Raw genomic sequence first — 16,691 nt, 5'->3', positions numbered from 1 at the left:
ACCAGGGGGAGTTGGCTGGTCACCGGCCTGATCACGCCGGTCTGCTGATCACACAGCTCGGCCATGCGTGGACTCCTTTCGGGCCGTGCCCGCGTATGACGCGGCCTGGGGCAGGACCGGGTATTCGAGTGCCAGTGTCTGTGGCGCGGTCAGGCCCGGGGAGGTCAGTTGCCAGCCGTCGAACAGCCGGGCGATCTGTTCCTTCGTCCGCAGGTGGACGGGGCAGCCGGCCGCCGTCATGGTCTTGGCGAATCGGCGCACGGGTTTGCCCGAGACGTCGGCGGTGGCGTGCGTGATGACGAGAGCGCTGCCGGCGGCGGCTACGTGTTTGTACTGGTCGACGAGGACGGTCAGGGGCTGCGCCGGAGTGTCCTCGATGTGGTGGAGCACGCTGCCGAGGAGAAGGATGACCGGTTCTCGCCAGTTGATCGTCTCCAGGATTTCTCTGGAAGCGAGGATGGCCTCGGGGTCGCGTACGTCGGCGCACAGGCTCTCGACGACAGCGGGCGCCTTGCCCGTCATCATTGCGTCGGCGTGAGTGTGCACCAGCACGTCATAGTCGATGCACACGGCGCGGGCGCCGGGATGAATGCGGGTCAGGACATCCACCGGCGTGGGGCCGTGGGGAAGGCCGCAGCCGAAGTCGATCAGCTGCCGGATGCCCGCGATGGCCAGGGCCTGCACCATTCGGAGCAGGTACAGGCGCTCGTGGCGGACGGCGCTCTCCAGGAACGGCATGCGCTTGGCCGCCCGAAGGGCTCCGTCACGGTCGACGATGTAGTTGTCCCGCCCACCGAGCAGGTAGTTCTGCATCCGGGCGCTCGACGGCCGGGCCTGCAACTCGGAGATCGCTGCGGAAGGGTGGAGGATCACCGGATGGTCAGGTCGCATGCCGCTCCACCTCACCGGTGATCGTGTGGAGTTCAGGCAGACGCCACGACGGACCGTCCGGTGCACCGAGCCACAACGTGTGTTCCGTTTCCGTGATCGTCACGCCCAGCTGCTCCACCTCGGGTTCTCCGGCCGCCTGCCACCGACCGAGCGCGTCGAACAGATCGGAGCCGAGATCGCGCGGCCCCCACTCGTAGATGCGGGGGGAGTGGAGGAAGACCACGGCCCGAGACGCCTGGTGGTCATGAATACGCAGGCGGTCGGCAACCTCGCCTTCGAGCTGCGCAACGCCGCGCACGACCTGCATCCGAAGGTCAGGGCGCAGCAGGCCGGCGAACAACCGGGCCGCCGGCCGTACGTGCGCCCCCCTCGCGTCCAGGGCTTCCGACGCCCTCGGGCTGCCCTGCGACTCGACGGAGGTGCCCTCACCAGGGCGGTGCTCGCGCAGCCACACGGTCTGCGGAGCCGGTCCGGCGTGGAAACGTCCACTGGCCGAGGCCCCGTCCCGCGCGACGGTCAGGACGAGCAGCGTGCTGGATCCGCCCAGAGCGGTACGGACGGGCAGGCACAGTCGGCCACCTGGACGAACCCGGGTGATCCACTCCCACGGCACACGGCGTACCGCACGATGGGACAGGAGCCCGTGGAACGAACCCGCCGGCCCCAAGACCCCGGCCCGCGATCCGCTGACCACGCGAACCCGCGGGTAGGGGCGCAGGCGCTGCCGGGCGATCTCGGCGAGACGTTCGGTGTCCGCGACCGTCACCACCTGGCCGCCCTGGAGAAGGTGGTCCAGACAGGCTGCCGTCCAGCCGCAGTCTGTGCCGATCTCGGCAACGGCCGTCCCCGGTACTGGAGCAAGCGCGGCCAGGCGCGCCGCGGCGTCTTCTTTGGACGGGATCACTCCCGTGACGATGCCGGGGCCGCCCTCCCCACCGTCGTCGACGTCGAACACGAGCATCTCGGAGCGATGGACGAACTTCGCCCACTCCCCGGCGTTCTTACTCCGGTCCACCCTGCGCCAGCGACCACCTCGGTGCGTACGGATCACGTGGGGCACGAAATCCTGTCGCCGATCGCAGGTGAACACGTCCCCCGCATGCTGGTGAACGTGGCCACTGCCCGGTCGCAGGCTGCCGGCCTCGACGTGGGCGTTCATACCTGTCCTGCCACGGCGACGACGTCTCCGGAGTTGTCACGGCCGGTCGCGGGGCCCAGGAGACGGAACTGCCATCCTCGCGTGACCGCGTGCGCGGCCGAGGAAGCACCGAGGGCCCGCAGCAGGCGTCGAGCGTCCTTGCGCACGTCGTCCAGCGGACGCTTCTCGCCGGCCGCGATCTCCTCGACGGTCATTCCGCCGGCGAGCCCTGCCAGGACTGTGCGCTGCTCCTCCGGCAGCTCGACGAGGTGGTCCACGGGCCCGGGGACGTCCAAGTGCCCGTGACGGTAGGCGAGGTCCACCATGCCTGCCCGCTCGGAAGTTCCGAGCTTTCCGCCGATCCGGAGGATGTACGTCTTGACCGTGCTGTCGGACACTCCCATGTCGCAGGCCGTCTCTGCGGTCGTCCTTCCCTGGGAGATGCCCAGCAGAGCCTCCCGCTCCTGAGGGGAAAGCGGCGGCGAGATGGTCTCGTCCGGGGCCGGCATGGTCGTACTCCTTCGGTGTTCTGGCACAGTCGTCGTCTTATCGGTGCCGGCCCACTCTGCTGGTCGGCTGATTGGGGCGTGAGCTACGAACCGCCGTAGAGCTGCAGGGCGAGTTCGGCGAGGACGTAGACGGTGGGCAGGCTGATGGCGGTAGCGAGGAGGACGGCGCCTCGGTGCGCGCGAGCCTGTTGCCAGCCACGTCGAACGCGCCCTGGGGCCGGCTCGTCTTTGCGGGCTGAGCCCGAATTCGGTGGGGAGGCCGGAGCACGGTGAACCCGCTGACGGTGCGCCGCGCGATAGGACCCGGTCATGTCACTCACCGCTCCGCTCGCAGTCCTGCTCGGCGTAGCGCAGCAGGGCCTCGGTGTGGACGGCGAGACGGAATGCGTGCTCCCTCGCCGCCTTGAGCCCCTCGCCCGGAGCGACATCCCGGGCCTCCTGCGAGCGCTCGATCGCCTCACCGCATGCGGACCACCCGCGACTCCCGGCGGAGAGCGATTCCAAGTGGATCGAGACGTAGGGGACGAGCGTCGTGACGTAGCCGCTGAGCGCTCGTGTGACCGCCGCGAGGGTGTGCGGATGCGGGTACACCCCCGCCTGCTCCCAGGACTTCGCCGCACGAATGGCTTCGCGGATACGCGTCGAATCGAACCCGGCGCACACGGTCCTGCCCCAGCCATCGACAACGTCGTCAGAAGCGCCGACAGCAGGAAGGACGGCGAGCAGCTCCCGCCCGACCTCGGACATCCGCCGGTGCAGGAACGCCGCTCGCACGGCGTCGCCGGGAACCTCCTCGTCGAGCAGGGCACGAACGCGTACGACCAGTCGCTCCTCTTCCAGAGGAGGCTCGTTGGCATCGAGGGGAAGGACTGCCCCGAGCAGTCGCATCAAGTGGCCGCGCATGAGCAGCAGTTGGACGTGTCGCTCGTCCGGGTCTTCGCTGACGGAGGCCGTCTCGGCGAAAACCAGTCTGGTCACTTCGCGATGAAGGGTCTCCTGCGCCGCGAAAGGCGGCGGTCCGGGTACCAGCGTCGACAGAACGACCGTCAGGTCACGGTCCAGTTCCTGGAATGAGCCCTCCGGCCAGGAGATGCCACCCGCATGCCCACCGTTGGCTGTAGGGGCCGAGGTCGTGGTGCAAGTCATTAGGTCAACTCCATCGGTGAGGTTCGTAGTTGGCGATCGGGGCGTTGCTTCGGCGGCACCCCAAGGGGAACCGCCGAAGCAGTTCGAGCCGCCACTCGCCGACAAGGGCGGTTCGTCCAGGTGAAGCACGGCGCAGCGTGCTACATGGGCATCGTCCAAGGGGCGCGTAGACACCGGTACCGCGCCGCAGGACCCGGTCGGGACGTCCTGGGACGTCCCGCTGTTCGCACAACCACCAGGGCCGAACGACCCAACAACGGTGAGCCGTTGCGGCTGGGCGGCTCCGTCGCGCCCACCAGACGATGGACTCACTACCTCGGTGGAGCATCGCCGGCTTAGTTCTGCGGCTGCTTCGCGCGTGACTGTGACCATCACGACCTCCTCGCAGGGACGCGGAAGACGCACCACGTCGACCTGCCGTCGGTGCTGACGCCCCAGTCCTGTGCGAGGACGGCAACGAGGAACAGCCCGCGGCCGGAGACATCTTCGTCGTCCGCAACGGTGAGCTTGGCTGGCGCCGGGTTGCCGTCTGTGACTTCGACCCGTATCTCTCCGCAGGCGTAGAGGACCGTCAACCCGATGTCTCCGCAGCCGTGCTCGATGGCATTGGCGACAAGCTCGGAGACGGCCAGCACGATGTTCTCTGCGGTCGGCCCAGGTACTTTCCACAGCCGCAGGTGGGCCGCGGTAATCCGGCGCATGCGTCCGACTCGGGCCTTGTCCGGGGTGAAGGCCACCGCGAAACCGAGGGCGGTTTGGTGCACAAGTTCTGCTGCGACCATGGCGACGGCTGTGGCGGGGCTCATCGAGGGCCGATCCCACCGTGCCACTGCGGGCCGACGCCGCCCAGCAGTACGGCGCTCAAGACAGTGGATCTGCCAGTAGAGGAGTTCATGTGGGGGTGCTCCCGCTTGTCGAGTAGCCGGCCTACAAGAGCGAACCGCCTAATCCCGGTAACTGGAATGGGGTCAAGAGCTCGGAGGTGGTCAAGGTGATCAAAGATCGTTTGCGGTCATCGACGCAGGCGGGCGGCGTGGTGCGCGCGGGATGGGCACGCGTGGCCCCTGCCTCCTCAACGTTGTGCATTTGGCCTGGATCCAGTGCACAACATTGGTCTGCGCGGCCAACTCCCGTCGACTGACGAAGGGTTCCCGGTTCATGGTGGTGCTCCCTTGCTGTCGCTTGCTGGGCGAAGCACGGTTAGGAGCATGAGGGCCGCGAACCCTCTTGCGTCATTGCGTCGTTGCATGAGCGGGTATGCATGAGACGCATGGACCGGCGGACAGCGGACACCTAGCGTCTCTAGGCTTGGGCTCCCAGAGCGGAGCGCCAGACGAGCGGGGTACGGCACATGGCAACTGGGCAGGTTCGGCACTGCTCCTGTGGCACCCGGTTGGCACGGGACAATTACGCGAACCGGTGCGCCCTCTGCCTCCGCCGGGACCGGGCTCATGCTGTGGCCTCCCCGCCCGTTGTGCCCCCAGAGTTCTGGCAGCGGCCCACCATGCGTGAAGCGCTGAGTAGTTGGCACATGGGCCAGGTGTTCTACGCCTACCGCACACATCCATGGCATGGCCGGGTGCTCTCGCAAGAAGCCATGGCTGTATGGCTCGGACTCAATCAGGCGCAACTCAGCCGTATTGAGAGCGGAAAACCTCCGCAGGACCTCAGCAAACTCATGAGGTGGGCGCATAGCCTGCGGATTCCGGCAGACCTACTGTGGTTCAAGTTGCCCAGGCCAACGCAGGAAGTCTCTACCGAGGCTGTGCCTGTAGTGCCACCACCTGAAGAAACGTCGTCCGCTCAGAAAGAGGCCCCGCAGGTCGGCGTGATGCTGCCTGTCGTCATCCACGGCCGGGCAGTCCTGGTGCCGGTAAACGCTGAAACCCTTGCAGCGAGCGGTTTGGGCACGCTACTTGGTCACTCGGCGGACAGCACCGCCACGGACGCACGCAAGCGAGACCCAATGAGCCCCATAAACCGCCGCGACTTGCTCAGGACTGGCGTTGCAGCTGCCGCGCTGCCTGGCCTCGGGCTGGACGAGCTAGAACACATTGCGGCTGCGCTGGACGATGCCCGCTACCTCGACGGGCCGGTCGTTGGCTACTTCCGTCGCCAACTCGAAAAAGCCAAGCACGACGATGGGGCGCTTGGCCCGAAGAAGACATTGCCGGTTATGCTCGGCCTATTGGGTGCGATTGGGGGCCATGCTCGGGACGTAACACCGCGTGTGCGCCGTGAACTCCTCGCCGTCGGTGCGGAAGGTGCAGAGTTCACCGGATGGCTGTACCGAGACATTCAACAGCCGCAGGCGGCCGTCTTCTGGTATGACCGTGCGATGGAGTGGGCACAGGAAGCGGACAACGCCGCCATGCAGGGCTACGTGCTTCTCAAAAAGTCACAGATGGCGTACGACGAGCGTGATGCCCTGCGCATGCTGACGCTTGCCGAAGCTGCCAGCAATGCCCGCTGGCAGCTGCCCGTCCGTGTCCGGGCCGAAGTTACGCAGCAAGAAGCACTAGGCCGCGCCATGCTCGGGGACCCGCTCGACGTGGTGCGCGGCAAATTGGACACGGCGCAGAACCTCTTGGCCAGCGTTCCCGAGGAGGAGCCAAACAGTCTCGGGGCGTACTTCACCGGGCACACGCGCCTGCTCCGCGATGCAATTACCTACACTGAGGCCGGTAAGCCGAGTCTCGCCGTCGATCTCTTCAGCGACGTATTGAGCATGGGTGGCCTCTCCCGCCGCGACACGGGCTTTTTCAATGCGCGACGGGCGGCAGCACTGGCGCTCAGCGGTGAGCCTGACGAAGCCGCGAAGGTCGGCAAGGAGTCGGCCGAAGTTGCGCGTGAAGTGAAGTCAGAGCGCACAGTGCACGTCCTCGGCGAGGTACTTCTGACCCTTGATCGGTGGCGTAGCCGGCCTGCGGTCCGTGAATTCTGTGAGTCGCTTACTGCCTGAGCCACTCGGTCACGGTGCGGATGACGAAGGCTTGGTATTCCTGGCTCTTGGGGTTCAAGTATTGCGGGTCATCGTGGACAGCGAAACCGTGCTGCGAGCCCTCAACGGGAACGAGCTCAACCGGTGCCGTGAAGTGCTCGACAGCAACGCGCGAGGACTCGTACGGAACGAGCGTGTCAGCCGTGCCGTGCACGATGAGCGTTGGTGCTTGGACCTCCCCGAGTGCTTCATAGGGATTAAGCCAAAACACCTCGTTGAGAATGGGCCGCCCGTGGCGGAGCGTCGGCGTGAACTGGAGTGCGCCGCGCTCGTTGAGTTCCTGGGCGGCGTCATCGCTGATGGCGTCATCTGTCCAGTACGGCCGACTGTCGATAGTCCGCCGCTTATAGTCCAGCTGTGGGTTGAAAAGTACGAGCCGAGTAACCTCGCTCGGTTGCTTTGCGGCGTAATAGGCGCAGATACCGCCGCCGAAACTCGCGCCTAGCAACGTGATTTGTTCGGCCTGAGTCGCTTTGTGGACGTGCGCAAGCATGACGCGAATATCGTTGAGGATTGTCGAGAGCGTTAGCTCTTCCTGCCGTCCTTCACTCTCGCCATGGCCGCGTAGGTCAAAACGGAGCGAGGCGATGCCGGCGTCAGCAAGGCCGCCCGCAAGCCGCGTGAAGAAGCCGCCTTCTTCACGGGTGACGCCTCCGCCGTGCACAAGCACCACGGCCGACGGCGTCGCTTTCCGGGGACGTACCAGGGTGCCCGCCAGGTGCAGGCCGTCAAGGGTGCGAACGCTCACGCTGTTAGTCACCATGAGGGCAAGCGTAGTTATCAGCTCACGGCGGCAAGGACCTCCGCCATAGAGTCGTAGTTGGCACGCGCTCGCCAGAACACGGCAAACCATCGAGACCACGGGCACCAGAGCGCCCGAAGTCGTGAAGCGTTGGAGCTGTGGCTGGCCTGGGGGCTTCCAGCGAGCGCAGTCGGTCAACGTGGTCAAAGATCGAGTTCACTGGTGGGGGCGCAAGGATGGCGCGCGAGCGGAACGAGAAGCTAGCCGCACTGCTGGAGGAAGCTCGCTGGTCACGGGCCCAGGCCGCCGCGGCGTACAACCGAGTCGCCGAGGAGACACTGAACGGCGAGGTCCGGGAGAACTCCAAGATCGGGCGCTCCCACGTGAGCATGTGGGTGGGAGGCACCCAGCCGACGGGAATCGCACCCGCTATCTTGTGCCAGGCGCTGTCCCGTCGCTTGAAGCGTGAGATCACGCCACAAGAGATCGGGTTCGCAGCATCCACCTCACCAGCGCAGGGGGCGCTGGACTGGCGCGTCGATCCGTTGATCACGCTGAAAGACATAGGGAGTGGCGTGGACCCGGACCGGCGCCGCCTGCTGGCGGGCGGGGTGTACTCCGCGGCGGCCCTGATCCTGCCGGACGAGACGTGGTGGGACACCATGTCGCGGCCACCAGCCGAAGAGCCGCCGACGGGCAAGCGCGTCGGCCTGGGAGACGTAGAGACCGTACGCGAGCTGACTCTAGCGTTCTCGCGCATGGACCAGCGGCGCGGCGGCGGGCACGGTCGGCGCGCGGTCGACGAGTACCTGCGGCATGAGGCCCACAAATTCCTCCGGGGCAGGTTCGCTGACGATGAGACCCGGCGCGCCATGTTCGCGGCCTCTGCCGAACTGGCGTATCTGTCGGGGTGGATGGCCTTCGACAACAGCGAGCATGCGATCGCGCTCCAGCGCTTCAACACCGCGGTGAAGCTGGCAGCGCGCTCCGGCAACGCACCCCTGATCGGACACATACTGCGGGCCATGGCGCACCAGGCACTCGACCTAGGTTTCCGGCGCGAAGCCCTTCAGATCGCGCAGGCTTCGGTGCACGGCGAGCGGTACGCAGCCGCCACGCCCCGGGAACGCGCTCTCCTGGGTGTAGTGCACGCACGGACTCTCGCCGCCAATGACCACAACCAAGAGGCGGTCCGGGCCCTGCTTCGAGCGGAGGACAATCTGTCGAACGCCCATGACGGCATCAGGGAGCCGGACCGCACGTTCTTCTTCGGCGAGGCGTCGTTGGCACACGAGACCGCATGCACACTGCGGGATCTCGGTGATCACCAGCGGGCGATCAAGGAGTTCCGGCGCTCCGTGCGCACGCGTGGAACTGCGTTCCGGCGGACGCACGCGGTTACCCTCGGGTACATGGGGGCGACGCAAATCGCACAAGGTGGCGTCGAAGAAGCCTGCGCGACATGGACTAGCGTCCTGGACGCTATGGAGGACGGGATCTACTCCGGCCGTGCGCGGCAGAGGGTCGTCGAGATGCGACAACTTCTGTCGCCCTACCGGAAGCGCGGCATCCCCGCGGTAGGCGTGCTCGATGCCCGCGCGGCGGCGTATCTGGCCCAAGTAGATTGATCGCAAGTGTCGTTGAGATGGAGTCGAAAGGCTGGGGCATGACCTTGGAGATCAAGCCGATCGGGGAAGTCGTCGCGGGCCGTAGGGAGGTCTCCGATGACTATTGGGGTGGCATCGAGTCGGTAATTCAGCTCGATGAGGATGAGTTCCCACTCGACTCAGTGCAGGGCCTGCGTGAATTCTCTCATCTGGTGGTCGTGTGGCACTTCGACCAAGCGTCCCCGAGCGACATCGAGTACCACGCCCGCAGCCCGCGCGGAAACCCGCAGTGGCCGGCAACAGGCACCTTCGCGCACCGCAATCACCGGCGCCCCAATCAACTCGCGCAGTCCTTCCCCCGCCTGTTGGGAGTCGACGGCCTCCGTCTGCGGGTGACCGACCTGGATGCCGTGGTCGGTACGAAGATTTACGACCTGTCTCCGTTCTTCATTGCGATGGGGCCGCGCGGCCCGGTTCACGAGCCCGCATGGCCTGGCGAGATGCTGGAGAACTACTGGGCAGAGAAGGGCTGACCCTCGGTGCTCGACAGGGGGCCTTCAGCCGCTCGCCGAGACTCAGCCAGCGGTGGGGGCCAGGAAGGCGCGGACGGTCCTGACATGCTGGGCGGCATGGCAACTCTCGGTGGAAAGCCCATGTCCGCAGACGACTTGCTCCCCCTGGCCCTGACCAACTTCGGTCACTTCACGTCCATGCGCGTCGATGGCGATGGCAGCATCCGGGGCCTGAGGCTGCACATGGAACGGCTCGTACGCGACTGCAAGACCGTGTGGGGCGCGGATCTGGACGCCACGCTCGTTCGCGAGTACGTCCGCCGGGGCCTGGAGGGGCAGAGCGGCCCGTGCGTCGTCCGAGTCACGATCTACGACCCGAAGGTCGAGATGGGACACCCGGCCGACGCTGACGAGCCGCACATCCTTGTGTCGGTGCGCGGCGCCGGCGCCCTGCCCCCGGAGCCGCTGCGCGCCATGAGCGTGCCGTACGAGCGCGACCTGCCGGAGGTGAAGCACGTCGGTCTCTTCGGTGCCCTGCACGCCCGTGGGGCAGTGCAACGTGCGGGGTTCGGCGACGCGCTGTTCGTCGGCCGCGACGGTCGCGTGAGCGAGGGCGGCACCTGGAACGTTGGCTTCATCGACCGCAACGGGACTGTGGTGTGGCCGCAGGCCCCCGTGCTGCCCGGTGTGACGATGGCCCTCCTGCGGAAGCACGGCAACGGCGTCGAGCACCGGACCGCCCCTATCACCATCGACCAGGCCAAGCGTATGGCGGCGGTCTTCGCGACGAACACCAGCATCGGGGTACGCGCCTTGTCGGCGATCAACGACAAGGAATTGTCGGCTGAGCACCCTGTGCTGAGCGAGCTCCGCGAGACGTACCTGTCCATCCCCGGCGAGACCCTGTAGCTGTACCGCCGAGCGGCTGGCAATGCTGTGCGCGGCTTCCCGGACGGGACGCCCATCCCGGGCGAACCACGCGCGGCCGGTTCACCGTGCCACCCCCGTTGTCACATGGAGGAGACGGCATACCCGCGCCGACGGATCACGACTACCTTGCAGGAATGACCTTGGTCCAGCCTTCCAGCCGTCTCGATCGCCTCTCCGATGCGCCTGGCGAACTCTTCGTTTACGGCACGCTCCAGTTCGCTGTCGTCCTCGAAGCTCTGTTGGGGCGAGTACCGGCCTACATTCCGGCTTCCACACCGGGGTGGCGCGCTGCCGCGCTCGAGGGCCGGGTCTATCCCGGCCTCGTTGCCGCGCCCGGAACCGCCGCGGCTGGCCTCGTGCTCACCAACCTGACCGACCAGGAATGGACGTTGCTCGACTCGTTCGAGGACAACCGGTACGAGTTGCGGGAGGTGGCTCTCTCGACCGGCGGCCACGGGTTGGCGTACATCTGGCCGGACGGGGAGGTGCGGCCAGAGGACTGGGACCGAGCCGAATTCGAGAGTCTGCATCTTCAGGCTTACGCCGCTCGGTGCGCCCGGATCGGACCGAGGCTGGCCGCAGGCGAGCCCAAGGGCGAGTAGGCAGTCTGGCGCCAGGCTGGTCAGGCGATGTAACCCTCACCAGCGCAATCGACTCACGACTACCTTGCTGATATGACGATCTCGGCTGTAGCCGCCCGCGCTGTATTAGAAGAAGCCTGCGCCCTAGCAGGCTTCGACCCCGCAGGTGCCGAGCCCGTCCGCCTCGCCGAGAACGAGATCTGGCGCCTTGGCAGCAACGTAATCGTCCGTATTGCCCGCGCCGGCCAGTGGAAGGCTGCCTTGCGCGAGGTCCTCGTGGCCCGGTGGCTCGCCGACAACGGAGTGTCGGCCGTGCGCGCATTGCCGTCCGAGCAGCCCATCGAGGCCGGAGGACGGCCCGTGACTTTTTGGGCCGAGCTCCCGCCGCACGAGACCGGCAGCGTCATGGACGTTGTCACGCTGCTGATGCAACTCCACCCGTTGCCGGTCCCGGACCTGCCGCTCGACCGGCTGGACCCGTTCGTCCGAGTGACCGAGCGTATCGAGGCGGCCACGTCGCTGACGGAGGACGATCGCGCCTGGCTACGGGATCGGCATGCCGAACTTCGCGAGCAGTGGGAGCACCGGCCTCGGGGCCTGCCCGAGTGTGTCGTGCACGGCGATGCATGGGTGGGCAATGTCGTGCGTACGGTGGACGGTCCGGTACTGCTGGACTTCGAGCGTGCCTCCGTCGGGCCGCCAGAGTGGGATCTGGTGTCCATGGCGGTCAAAGTGTCCACGACCGGCACCGTGACCGCAGCGGCGTATGCCGAGTTCTGTGCTGCGTACGGCATGGACGTCACGAAGTGGGAGGGGTACGGCCTTCTCGCCGGGGTTCGTGAGTTGCGCATGACCACATACGCGGCCCAGTACGCCGCGACGCGGCCCGAGCGGCAGGCTGAGGCTCAGTACCGCGTTGACTGCCTGCGCGGTCGTGCCGAGCCGCGTCCGTGGAGCTGGAAAGGGATCATGTGATGTATTCCATGCATCCGGTCGATCGTTCTAGCCCACGCCTTGCTGTGCGTGAACTCGCCGTTAAGGACGTGGATGCGGTGCTGGCCATCTACGGCAGCCCCGAAGCTACGGAGCACCTGTCGTTCGAACCGCGTAGCCGTGAAGAGGTGGCCCAGATGGCGGCCAGGTCGATTGCCTCGGCGAGAGCGACTCCGCGCATCGAATACGCGCTCGCCGTCATCGAACGGGACACGAACGAGTTGATCGGGTTCGGCCGTCTCGCCGCCGATCCACATCAGCAGCGCGGAGCCACCATGGGCTTCGCACTGCGTCCAGATGCCTGGGGCGTCGGATACGGCGTGGAGATGGTGCGGTTGCTACTCAGCGTCGGGTTCGACGATTTGGGTCTTCACCGCATCTGGGGAGCGCGATCTCCTCTTAACGACGCCTCGGCCAAGACGATGGCTGCTGTCGGCATGGTTGAGGAAGGAGCGATCCGCGAGCACGTCCTGAAAGGCGGCAAATGGCGGGACTCCGTCGTGCACGCGATCCTCGATCGAGAGTGGCAGTCCACCACGCGGGTGTAGGACTCCTTCAGGCGCTGGCTGAGTCTCACCAACTCCCTCTTCGCTGACGGCCATCGGGATTTTGCCCCATAGTGCGCTACTCGGCTGCTCGTTTCCGCCTCGACGGCCGATGACGGGCCCGCGTGGCTCTGCCAGCACTTCCTGACCTCACTTGGCAAGCTGACGCGCGGGGCCAGTCAAGACTGTCGAAGCCACCTGCGGCTGTTCACCTCATGTACTGGTGCCGGTGGTGAGAGCCAGGGCGTGTGCGCGGACTCCCGGGTCGGTACCCAGAGCCGCATCGGCGAGGAGATGGAGGCGCCAGTACAGGTCCAGGCGCCGCTGATCGGCTGGGGCGGGCCTATGGGTGAGCATGGGCTGAGGTGAGAGCAGACGTAGACGTACGGCGAGGCGGGCGAGGTCGGATATCGGGTCGCCGAAAGCGGCGAGTTCCCAGTCCAGCAGGAGCCGTGGACCCTCTGGGACGCGGAGGAGGTGTCCGGGCTGGAGGTCGTGGTGGAGCAGCCGGGGCTCGATCTCGAGGTTCACTCGGTCGAGGTCTCGGCGCAGGGCTGCTGCGGCAGTAGCGAGATCGGGTGCCGTGGCTGTGTAGAGGTTCAGGCGGTCGTGGAGGTAGTCGCGCCAGGTGTGGTGGCGGGTGGCTCCGGCGAGGCGCCCGAAGTGGGTTCCGGGGATGGCGTGGACTGCGGCGAGGGGGCCGACGAGTTCATCCAGGAACTGGTCGGCGGGAACGGGCTCGGCCTGGACGACGCTCTGGGCGGTCCAGGCCGGCTGCCTTTCGACGTCGGCGTGCAGCAGGCGGGGGCTGGGGGCCCGGTGGTGGGTGAGGAGGGCGAGGGCGGCGGCCTCGTTGGCGGCACGGGCCGGGTCGCTGTAGTGCTTGAGGATGTACGGCTCGCGTCCGCCGATGTACCAGACGCGGTTGGCCTGGCCGGTGGTGATTTCGGTGGCGTCGTCGGGGACGCGGCCGTCGATCCTCATAGTCAGGCGATGTCGCCGAGGTAGCGGGTGGGAGGCTCGCCGTGGGCGAGGTCGGCGATCGGTCCCCGCAGGCCCTGGGGCAGGAGGTTGAGGCCGGGAACCTTCTCTAGCTCCACCCATTCGAGCCCGGTCTGCACGTCGTCTTCGGCGTGGCCGCCGAGCGGGCCCGGGTCGCCTTCGGGCCGGCACAGGAAGATCGCTTCAACCCGGTGGTCCTCCGGGGCGCCGCCGTGGTGGGCGCCGATGTACTCGCGCAGCCACAGCAGGCGCTCGGGCGTGACGTCCAGGCCGGTTTCCTCGTGGACCTCGCGGCGGACCGTGGTGCCGAGGGCTTCGCCGGGGTGCTGGCCTCCGCCGGGAAGGAAGTAGCAGTCCTGTCCCTCCCAGTGGGCGCGCTGGAGCAGGACGTGGCCGTCATGGAGGACGACGGCCTTGGCGGCGTTGCGGACGGTCGCGGTAACGGTTTCAGCCACGGGGGCTCCCACTCTTGCTTGGAGGTTGAGGTGTTCAGCGTTCAGTCTTGCCGAAGCCGAGGCGGCGTCCGGTGGCCTTGGCCCAGATCAGCCGCCAGGGCCCGCCCAGCCGGATGAAGGGCTGGAAGGGGCTGGCCGCGACGACCGCGATCGCACGCGCTGGGGCAGCGCGCGGCGGTGGCTCGGTGGTGGCGGGCGGGATAACGCGGTGGTGCAGAGCCGGTGCCAGGGCGAGCAGCCGGCAGGTGGTGATGGGGCCGTGAAGGAGGACGCCGGCTGCGGCGAGCCCGGCCCAGAGAGGGCCTGCCCACCAGGCGCTGGCCACGGCGGCGGTCAGCAGCGGTGCGCCGACGAGCCAGGCGGCTTCGTCCGCCCACTCCCGCAGTACGAGGGCGGCCCTGGCCGGCCGGGGGAGGGCGCTGGGCAGGTGGGCGATCTCTCGGGCGTGGCGGTCAGGTCGTGCCGACGCGGTGAAGGCGAGCGCGTGGAGGTTGGTCAGTCCGGCGGTGTCGGTGTAGGGCTCGTCGAGGACGAGAGCGGTGGACGGTGCGAAGTCGGCGCCGAGGAGGGAGAGGCGGTGACCGGTGCCGAGGTCTTCCATCGGTTCGGGGAAGCCGCCGAGCCTGCGCAGGGCCGGGAGGTGGACGGCCATGCCGCATCCGACGGCGTACACCATCGGCCGCAGCCACGTCCGGACCGGCTCCGGGAGCCGGGAGCGGGTGAGCCACTGGTGGAGGCGTACGCGGGCGAGTTCGATGCCGAGGGAGCGCCGCAGCTGGTATACCCACTCCTCGGTCAGCAGCAGGCCGGCCATGCCGCGCGGGAAGGGGCGGCGGGTGAGCAGAGGGAGCCGCTGTTGCTGTATCAGTGCCGGCGTCCGGCCGATGCGTGCCCGGTGGGCTGCGGCGGCGTCGGCGAAGGCGGTCAGGGTGGCCGTGTCGGGGACGGCGTCGGCGTCGTAGACCAGGACGAAGGTGTCGTGGGCGTGGGTGTCCTCGCACCAGCCGAGCGGCCCGAGCAGGTCGGGGAGGCGGTCGAGGGCGAAGTTGAGCTGTCCGGGCTTTCGGCCCCCGACGTCGGGCTGGTGCAGATGCGCCAGCGGCAGCCCGCTCGTGGGGCCGGTGGCCAGGGCGGTCACGATGTCGGCGGTGCTCGGCTCGGCGTCGAACCGCTCAGTCAGCACCTCCAGGCGTTCGCCGGGCGGGGTGGTGTTGACGGTGTCAGCAACGGCGGGGCAGCGAGCGGCGGGGAACAGGCCCCGCAGCTGGGATGCCGTCAGTATGGGCAGCGCGGCGAGCTCCGGTAGGCGAGCGCGGTGCTGGGCGCGGGCAGTCTGCTCGCGTTCGGTGGTGATGACCGCGACGGCCGCCCGGCCGGTGGGGTAGTCGAGCCCGGTGAACGCGGCGATCGACTGGGCGGCGACGGCCTGTTCGCGGAGCATCGGTAGCAGCACCACCAGCCACGGCGCCTCCCCATCCTCGTCGGCGGGGCGGTGGGCGGAGGCGGACAGCAGCCACCGCGCACTCGCCTCGACCGCGAGGGCGGCCCAGACCGCGCGGACCAGCAGCCCGGTCACGAGCACCGGCACCACAACGTCCAACCACACGTTGGCGGCGCTCATCCTTCCCCCAGCAGCCGGTAGACGGTGCGCACTTGGTCGGCGACCAGCGGCCAGGCGAAGGACTCGGCCCGCTCCCGGGCGGCCACGCGCCGTGCGGTGTGGTCGGCGGTGCCCAGCTCGGCAAGGAGCTTGTCGGCGGCGTCGGCTGCGGCCGGGACGTCGCCGGGTGGGACGAGGACGGCTGACGGGCCGTTTCCGGTGTAGTGCTGGATGCCGCCGATATCCGTGACGACGGCCGGGGTACCGCAGGCGAGCGCTTCCAGCAGAGCGTTGTTGGCGCTCGCCCCGTTCAGGGGCAGCAGCAAGAACGCCGCCCGCCGGTACAGGCTGATCAGTTCCTGCTCGCTGATCCCTTCGAGTACGCGGGCGGCCGGGTGCCAGGGGCGCGAGGCGGCCTGCCGGGTGACGACAGTCAGCTCGATCTCTCCGCCGTGGCGGCGGTGCAGGAGGTGGTGGACAGCATCGAGGGTGCCGAAGTCGCGCAGCCACCAGCCGACGGTCAGCACCAGCGGCCGGCCGGGCTCCGGCGCTGTGGCGGCGGGCGTGAAGGCAGCGGTGTCGATGCCGTGCGGCACCAGGTGCACGCGCTTCTCCGGAATCAGGTTGCAGAAGAACGCCTGCTGATGAGGGTCGAGGACGATGATCTGCTCGGCCCGCGAAGCCAGGCGCCGCCATACCCGCATCGGCACCAGCCCTGCAAGTTGGTCGGGTGGCTGGTGGTAGGTGACGGCCGTCGGCCTGGTGCGGTGACGGGAGAACCAGAACTGCTCGTCCCCGTACAGCACGTGCGCAGGCTGGCGGGAGGTGAGGACGCGCAGATCTGTGGCGAAGTGCTCGGCCGGGTAGAACGGCAGAGGGCACTGAGGACCGAGCACGCGGTGGGCGGCAGTGAAGGCCAGCCGCGCACCCGGGTGTCGGGGCGGGGCGATGCGGCGGACGTCGGGCAGGTGGTCCAGCAGGCGGTCGTAGCCGCCGTGGGCGGTGTGCCAGGGCACGCGGACGACGGAGGCGATCACGC

General features: G+C 67.9%; 17 protein-coding genes. 7 read left to right on the top strand and 10 right to left on the bottom strand.

Annotated elements, in window-relative coordinates:
* Positions 1 to 48: 48 nt before the first annotated feature.
* The 5 genes from EJC51_RS17925 to EJC51_RS17905 all read right to left on the bottom strand — a co-directional run bounded on the left by EJC51_RS17925 (position 49) and on the right by EJC51_RS17905 (position 4,466).
* Positions 49 to 891, bottom strand: coding sequence for an SAM-dependent methyltransferase (locus tag EJC51_RS17925; protein ID WP_126272004.1), 843 nt, complete (start codon positions 889 to 891; stop codon positions 49 to 51).
* Positions 881 to 2,050, bottom strand: a complete 1,170-nt coding sequence (locus EJC51_RS17920) for a protein-L-isoaspartate O-methyltransferase family protein (RefSeq protein ID WP_126272003.1) — start codon at positions 2,048 to 2,050, stop codon at positions 881 to 883. Before EJC51_RS17920 ends, EJC51_RS17925 begins: the two co-directional genes overlap by 11 nt.
* Complete coding sequence (locus tag EJC51_RS17915; protein WP_126272002.1) at positions 2,047 to 2,538, bottom strand: LuxR C-terminal-related transcriptional regulator; 492 nt, start codon at positions 2,536 to 2,538, stop codon at positions 2,047 to 2,049. The genes EJC51_RS17920 and EJC51_RS17915 overlap by 4 nt, the downstream gene beginning before the upstream one ends.
* Before the next feature lie 312 nt (positions 2,539 to 2,850).
* Positions 2,851 to 3,516 (bottom strand): DUF6415 family natural product biosynthesis protein, encoded by a 666-nt coding sequence (locus EJC51_RS17910; protein ID WP_126272001.1) that lies wholly within the window; start codon positions 3,514 to 3,516, stop codon positions 2,851 to 2,853.
* Positions 3,517 to 4,055: 539 nt separating this feature from the next.
* A complete protein-coding gene (locus tag EJC51_RS17905; protein WP_244362690.1) occupies positions 4,056 to 4,466 on the bottom strand; it encodes an ATP-binding protein in 411 nt (136 codons plus the stop codon).
* Positions 4,467 to 5,188: 722 nt separating this feature from the next.
* On the opposite strand from EJC51_RS17905, the gene EJC51_RS17900 reads away from it, so the two are divergent.
* Positions 5,189 to 6,646: a helix-turn-helix domain-containing protein gene (locus EJC51_RS17900; RefSeq protein ID WP_126271999.1), complete on the top strand. Its 1,458-nt coding sequence runs from the start codon at positions 5,189 to 5,191 to the stop codon at positions 6,644 to 6,646.
* Here the strand turns inward: EJC51_RS17900 and EJC51_RS17895 are convergent.
* A complete protein-coding gene (locus EJC51_RS17895; protein ID WP_126271998.1) occupies positions 6,636 to 7,448 on the bottom strand; it encodes an alpha/beta hydrolase in 813 nt (270 codons plus the stop codon). The genes EJC51_RS17900 and EJC51_RS17895 overlap by 11 nt on opposite strands.
* A gap of 215 nt (positions 7,449 to 7,663) precedes the next feature.
* Here EJC51_RS17895 and EJC51_RS17890 point away from each other — a divergent pair, with 215 nt between their 5' ends.
* The 6 genes from EJC51_RS17890 to EJC51_RS17865 all read left to right on the top strand — a co-directional run bounded on the left by EJC51_RS17890 (position 7,664) and on the right by EJC51_RS17865 (position 12,598).
* A complete protein-coding gene (locus EJC51_RS17890) occupies positions 7,664 to 9,055 on the top strand; it encodes an NsdA family TPR-like regulatory protein (protein WP_126271997.1) in 1,392 nt (463 codons plus the stop codon).
* Positions 9,056 to 9,093: 38 nt separating this feature from the next.
* Complete coding sequence (locus tag EJC51_RS17885; RefSeq protein WP_126271996.1) at positions 9,094 to 9,567, top strand: TrmO family methyltransferase domain-containing protein; 474 nt, start codon at positions 9,094 to 9,096, stop codon at positions 9,565 to 9,567.
* Positions 9,568 to 9,663: 96 nt separating this feature from the next.
* Entirely contained in the window at positions 9,664 to 10,455 is a 792-nt protein-coding gene (locus tag EJC51_RS17880; RefSeq protein ID WP_166682870.1) for an aminotransferase class IV family protein, read from the top strand.
* 155 nt (positions 10,456 to 10,610) lie between these two features.
* On the top strand, positions 10,611 to 11,078 hold the full coding sequence (locus EJC51_RS17875; protein WP_126271994.1) for a gamma-glutamylcyclotransferase family protein: 468 nt from the start codon (positions 10,611 to 10,613) through the stop codon (positions 11,076 to 11,078).
* 72 nt (positions 11,079 to 11,150) lie between these two features.
* Complete coding sequence (locus EJC51_RS17870) at positions 11,151 to 12,032, top strand: aminoglycoside phosphotransferase family protein (protein ID WP_126271993.1); 882 nt, start codon at positions 11,151 to 11,153, stop codon at positions 12,030 to 12,032.
* A gap of 8 nt (positions 12,033 to 12,040) precedes the next feature.
* The gene (locus tag EJC51_RS17865; protein WP_126277008.1) at positions 12,041 to 12,598 is read left to right on the top strand and encodes a GNAT family N-acetyltransferase; all 558 of its coding nucleotides are present in this window, start codon (positions 12,041 to 12,043) and stop codon (positions 12,596 to 12,598) included.
* A 210-nt stretch (positions 12,599 to 12,808) separates the two neighbouring features.
* On the opposite strand, the gene EJC51_RS17860 is transcribed toward EJC51_RS17865, so the two are convergent.
* From EJC51_RS17860 to EJC51_RS17845, 4 genes are read right to left on the bottom strand one after another with little or no spacing between them, the layout of a single operon-like run.
* Entirely contained in the window at positions 12,809 to 13,579 is a 771-nt protein-coding gene (locus tag EJC51_RS17860; protein WP_166682869.1) for a phosphotransferase family protein, read from the bottom strand.
* A gap of 2 nt (positions 13,580 to 13,581) precedes the next feature.
* Positions 13,582 to 14,052, bottom strand: coding sequence for an NUDIX domain-containing protein (locus EJC51_RS17855; protein ID WP_166682868.1), 471 nt, complete (start codon positions 14,050 to 14,052; stop codon positions 13,582 to 13,584).
* A 34-nt stretch (positions 14,053 to 14,086) separates the two neighbouring features.
* Positions 14,087 to 15,673, bottom strand: a complete 1,587-nt coding sequence (locus EJC51_RS17850) for a hypothetical protein (RefSeq protein ID WP_126271990.1) — start codon at positions 15,671 to 15,673, stop codon at positions 14,087 to 14,089.
* On the bottom strand, positions 15,670 to 16,689 hold the full coding sequence (locus EJC51_RS17845) for a glycosyltransferase (RefSeq protein ID WP_126271989.1): 1,020 nt from the start codon (positions 16,687 to 16,689) through the stop codon (positions 15,670 to 15,672). The genes EJC51_RS17850 and EJC51_RS17845 overlap by 4 nt, the downstream gene beginning before the upstream one ends.
* Positions 16,690 to 16,691 lie beyond the last annotated feature (2 nt).

Source organism: Streptomyces aquilus (assembly GCF_003955715.1).
Lineage (GTDB): Bacteria > Actinomycetota > Actinomycetes > Streptomycetales > Streptomycetaceae > Streptomyces > Streptomyces aquilus.
This window is presented reverse-complemented; position numbering and strand designations above follow the sequence as displayed.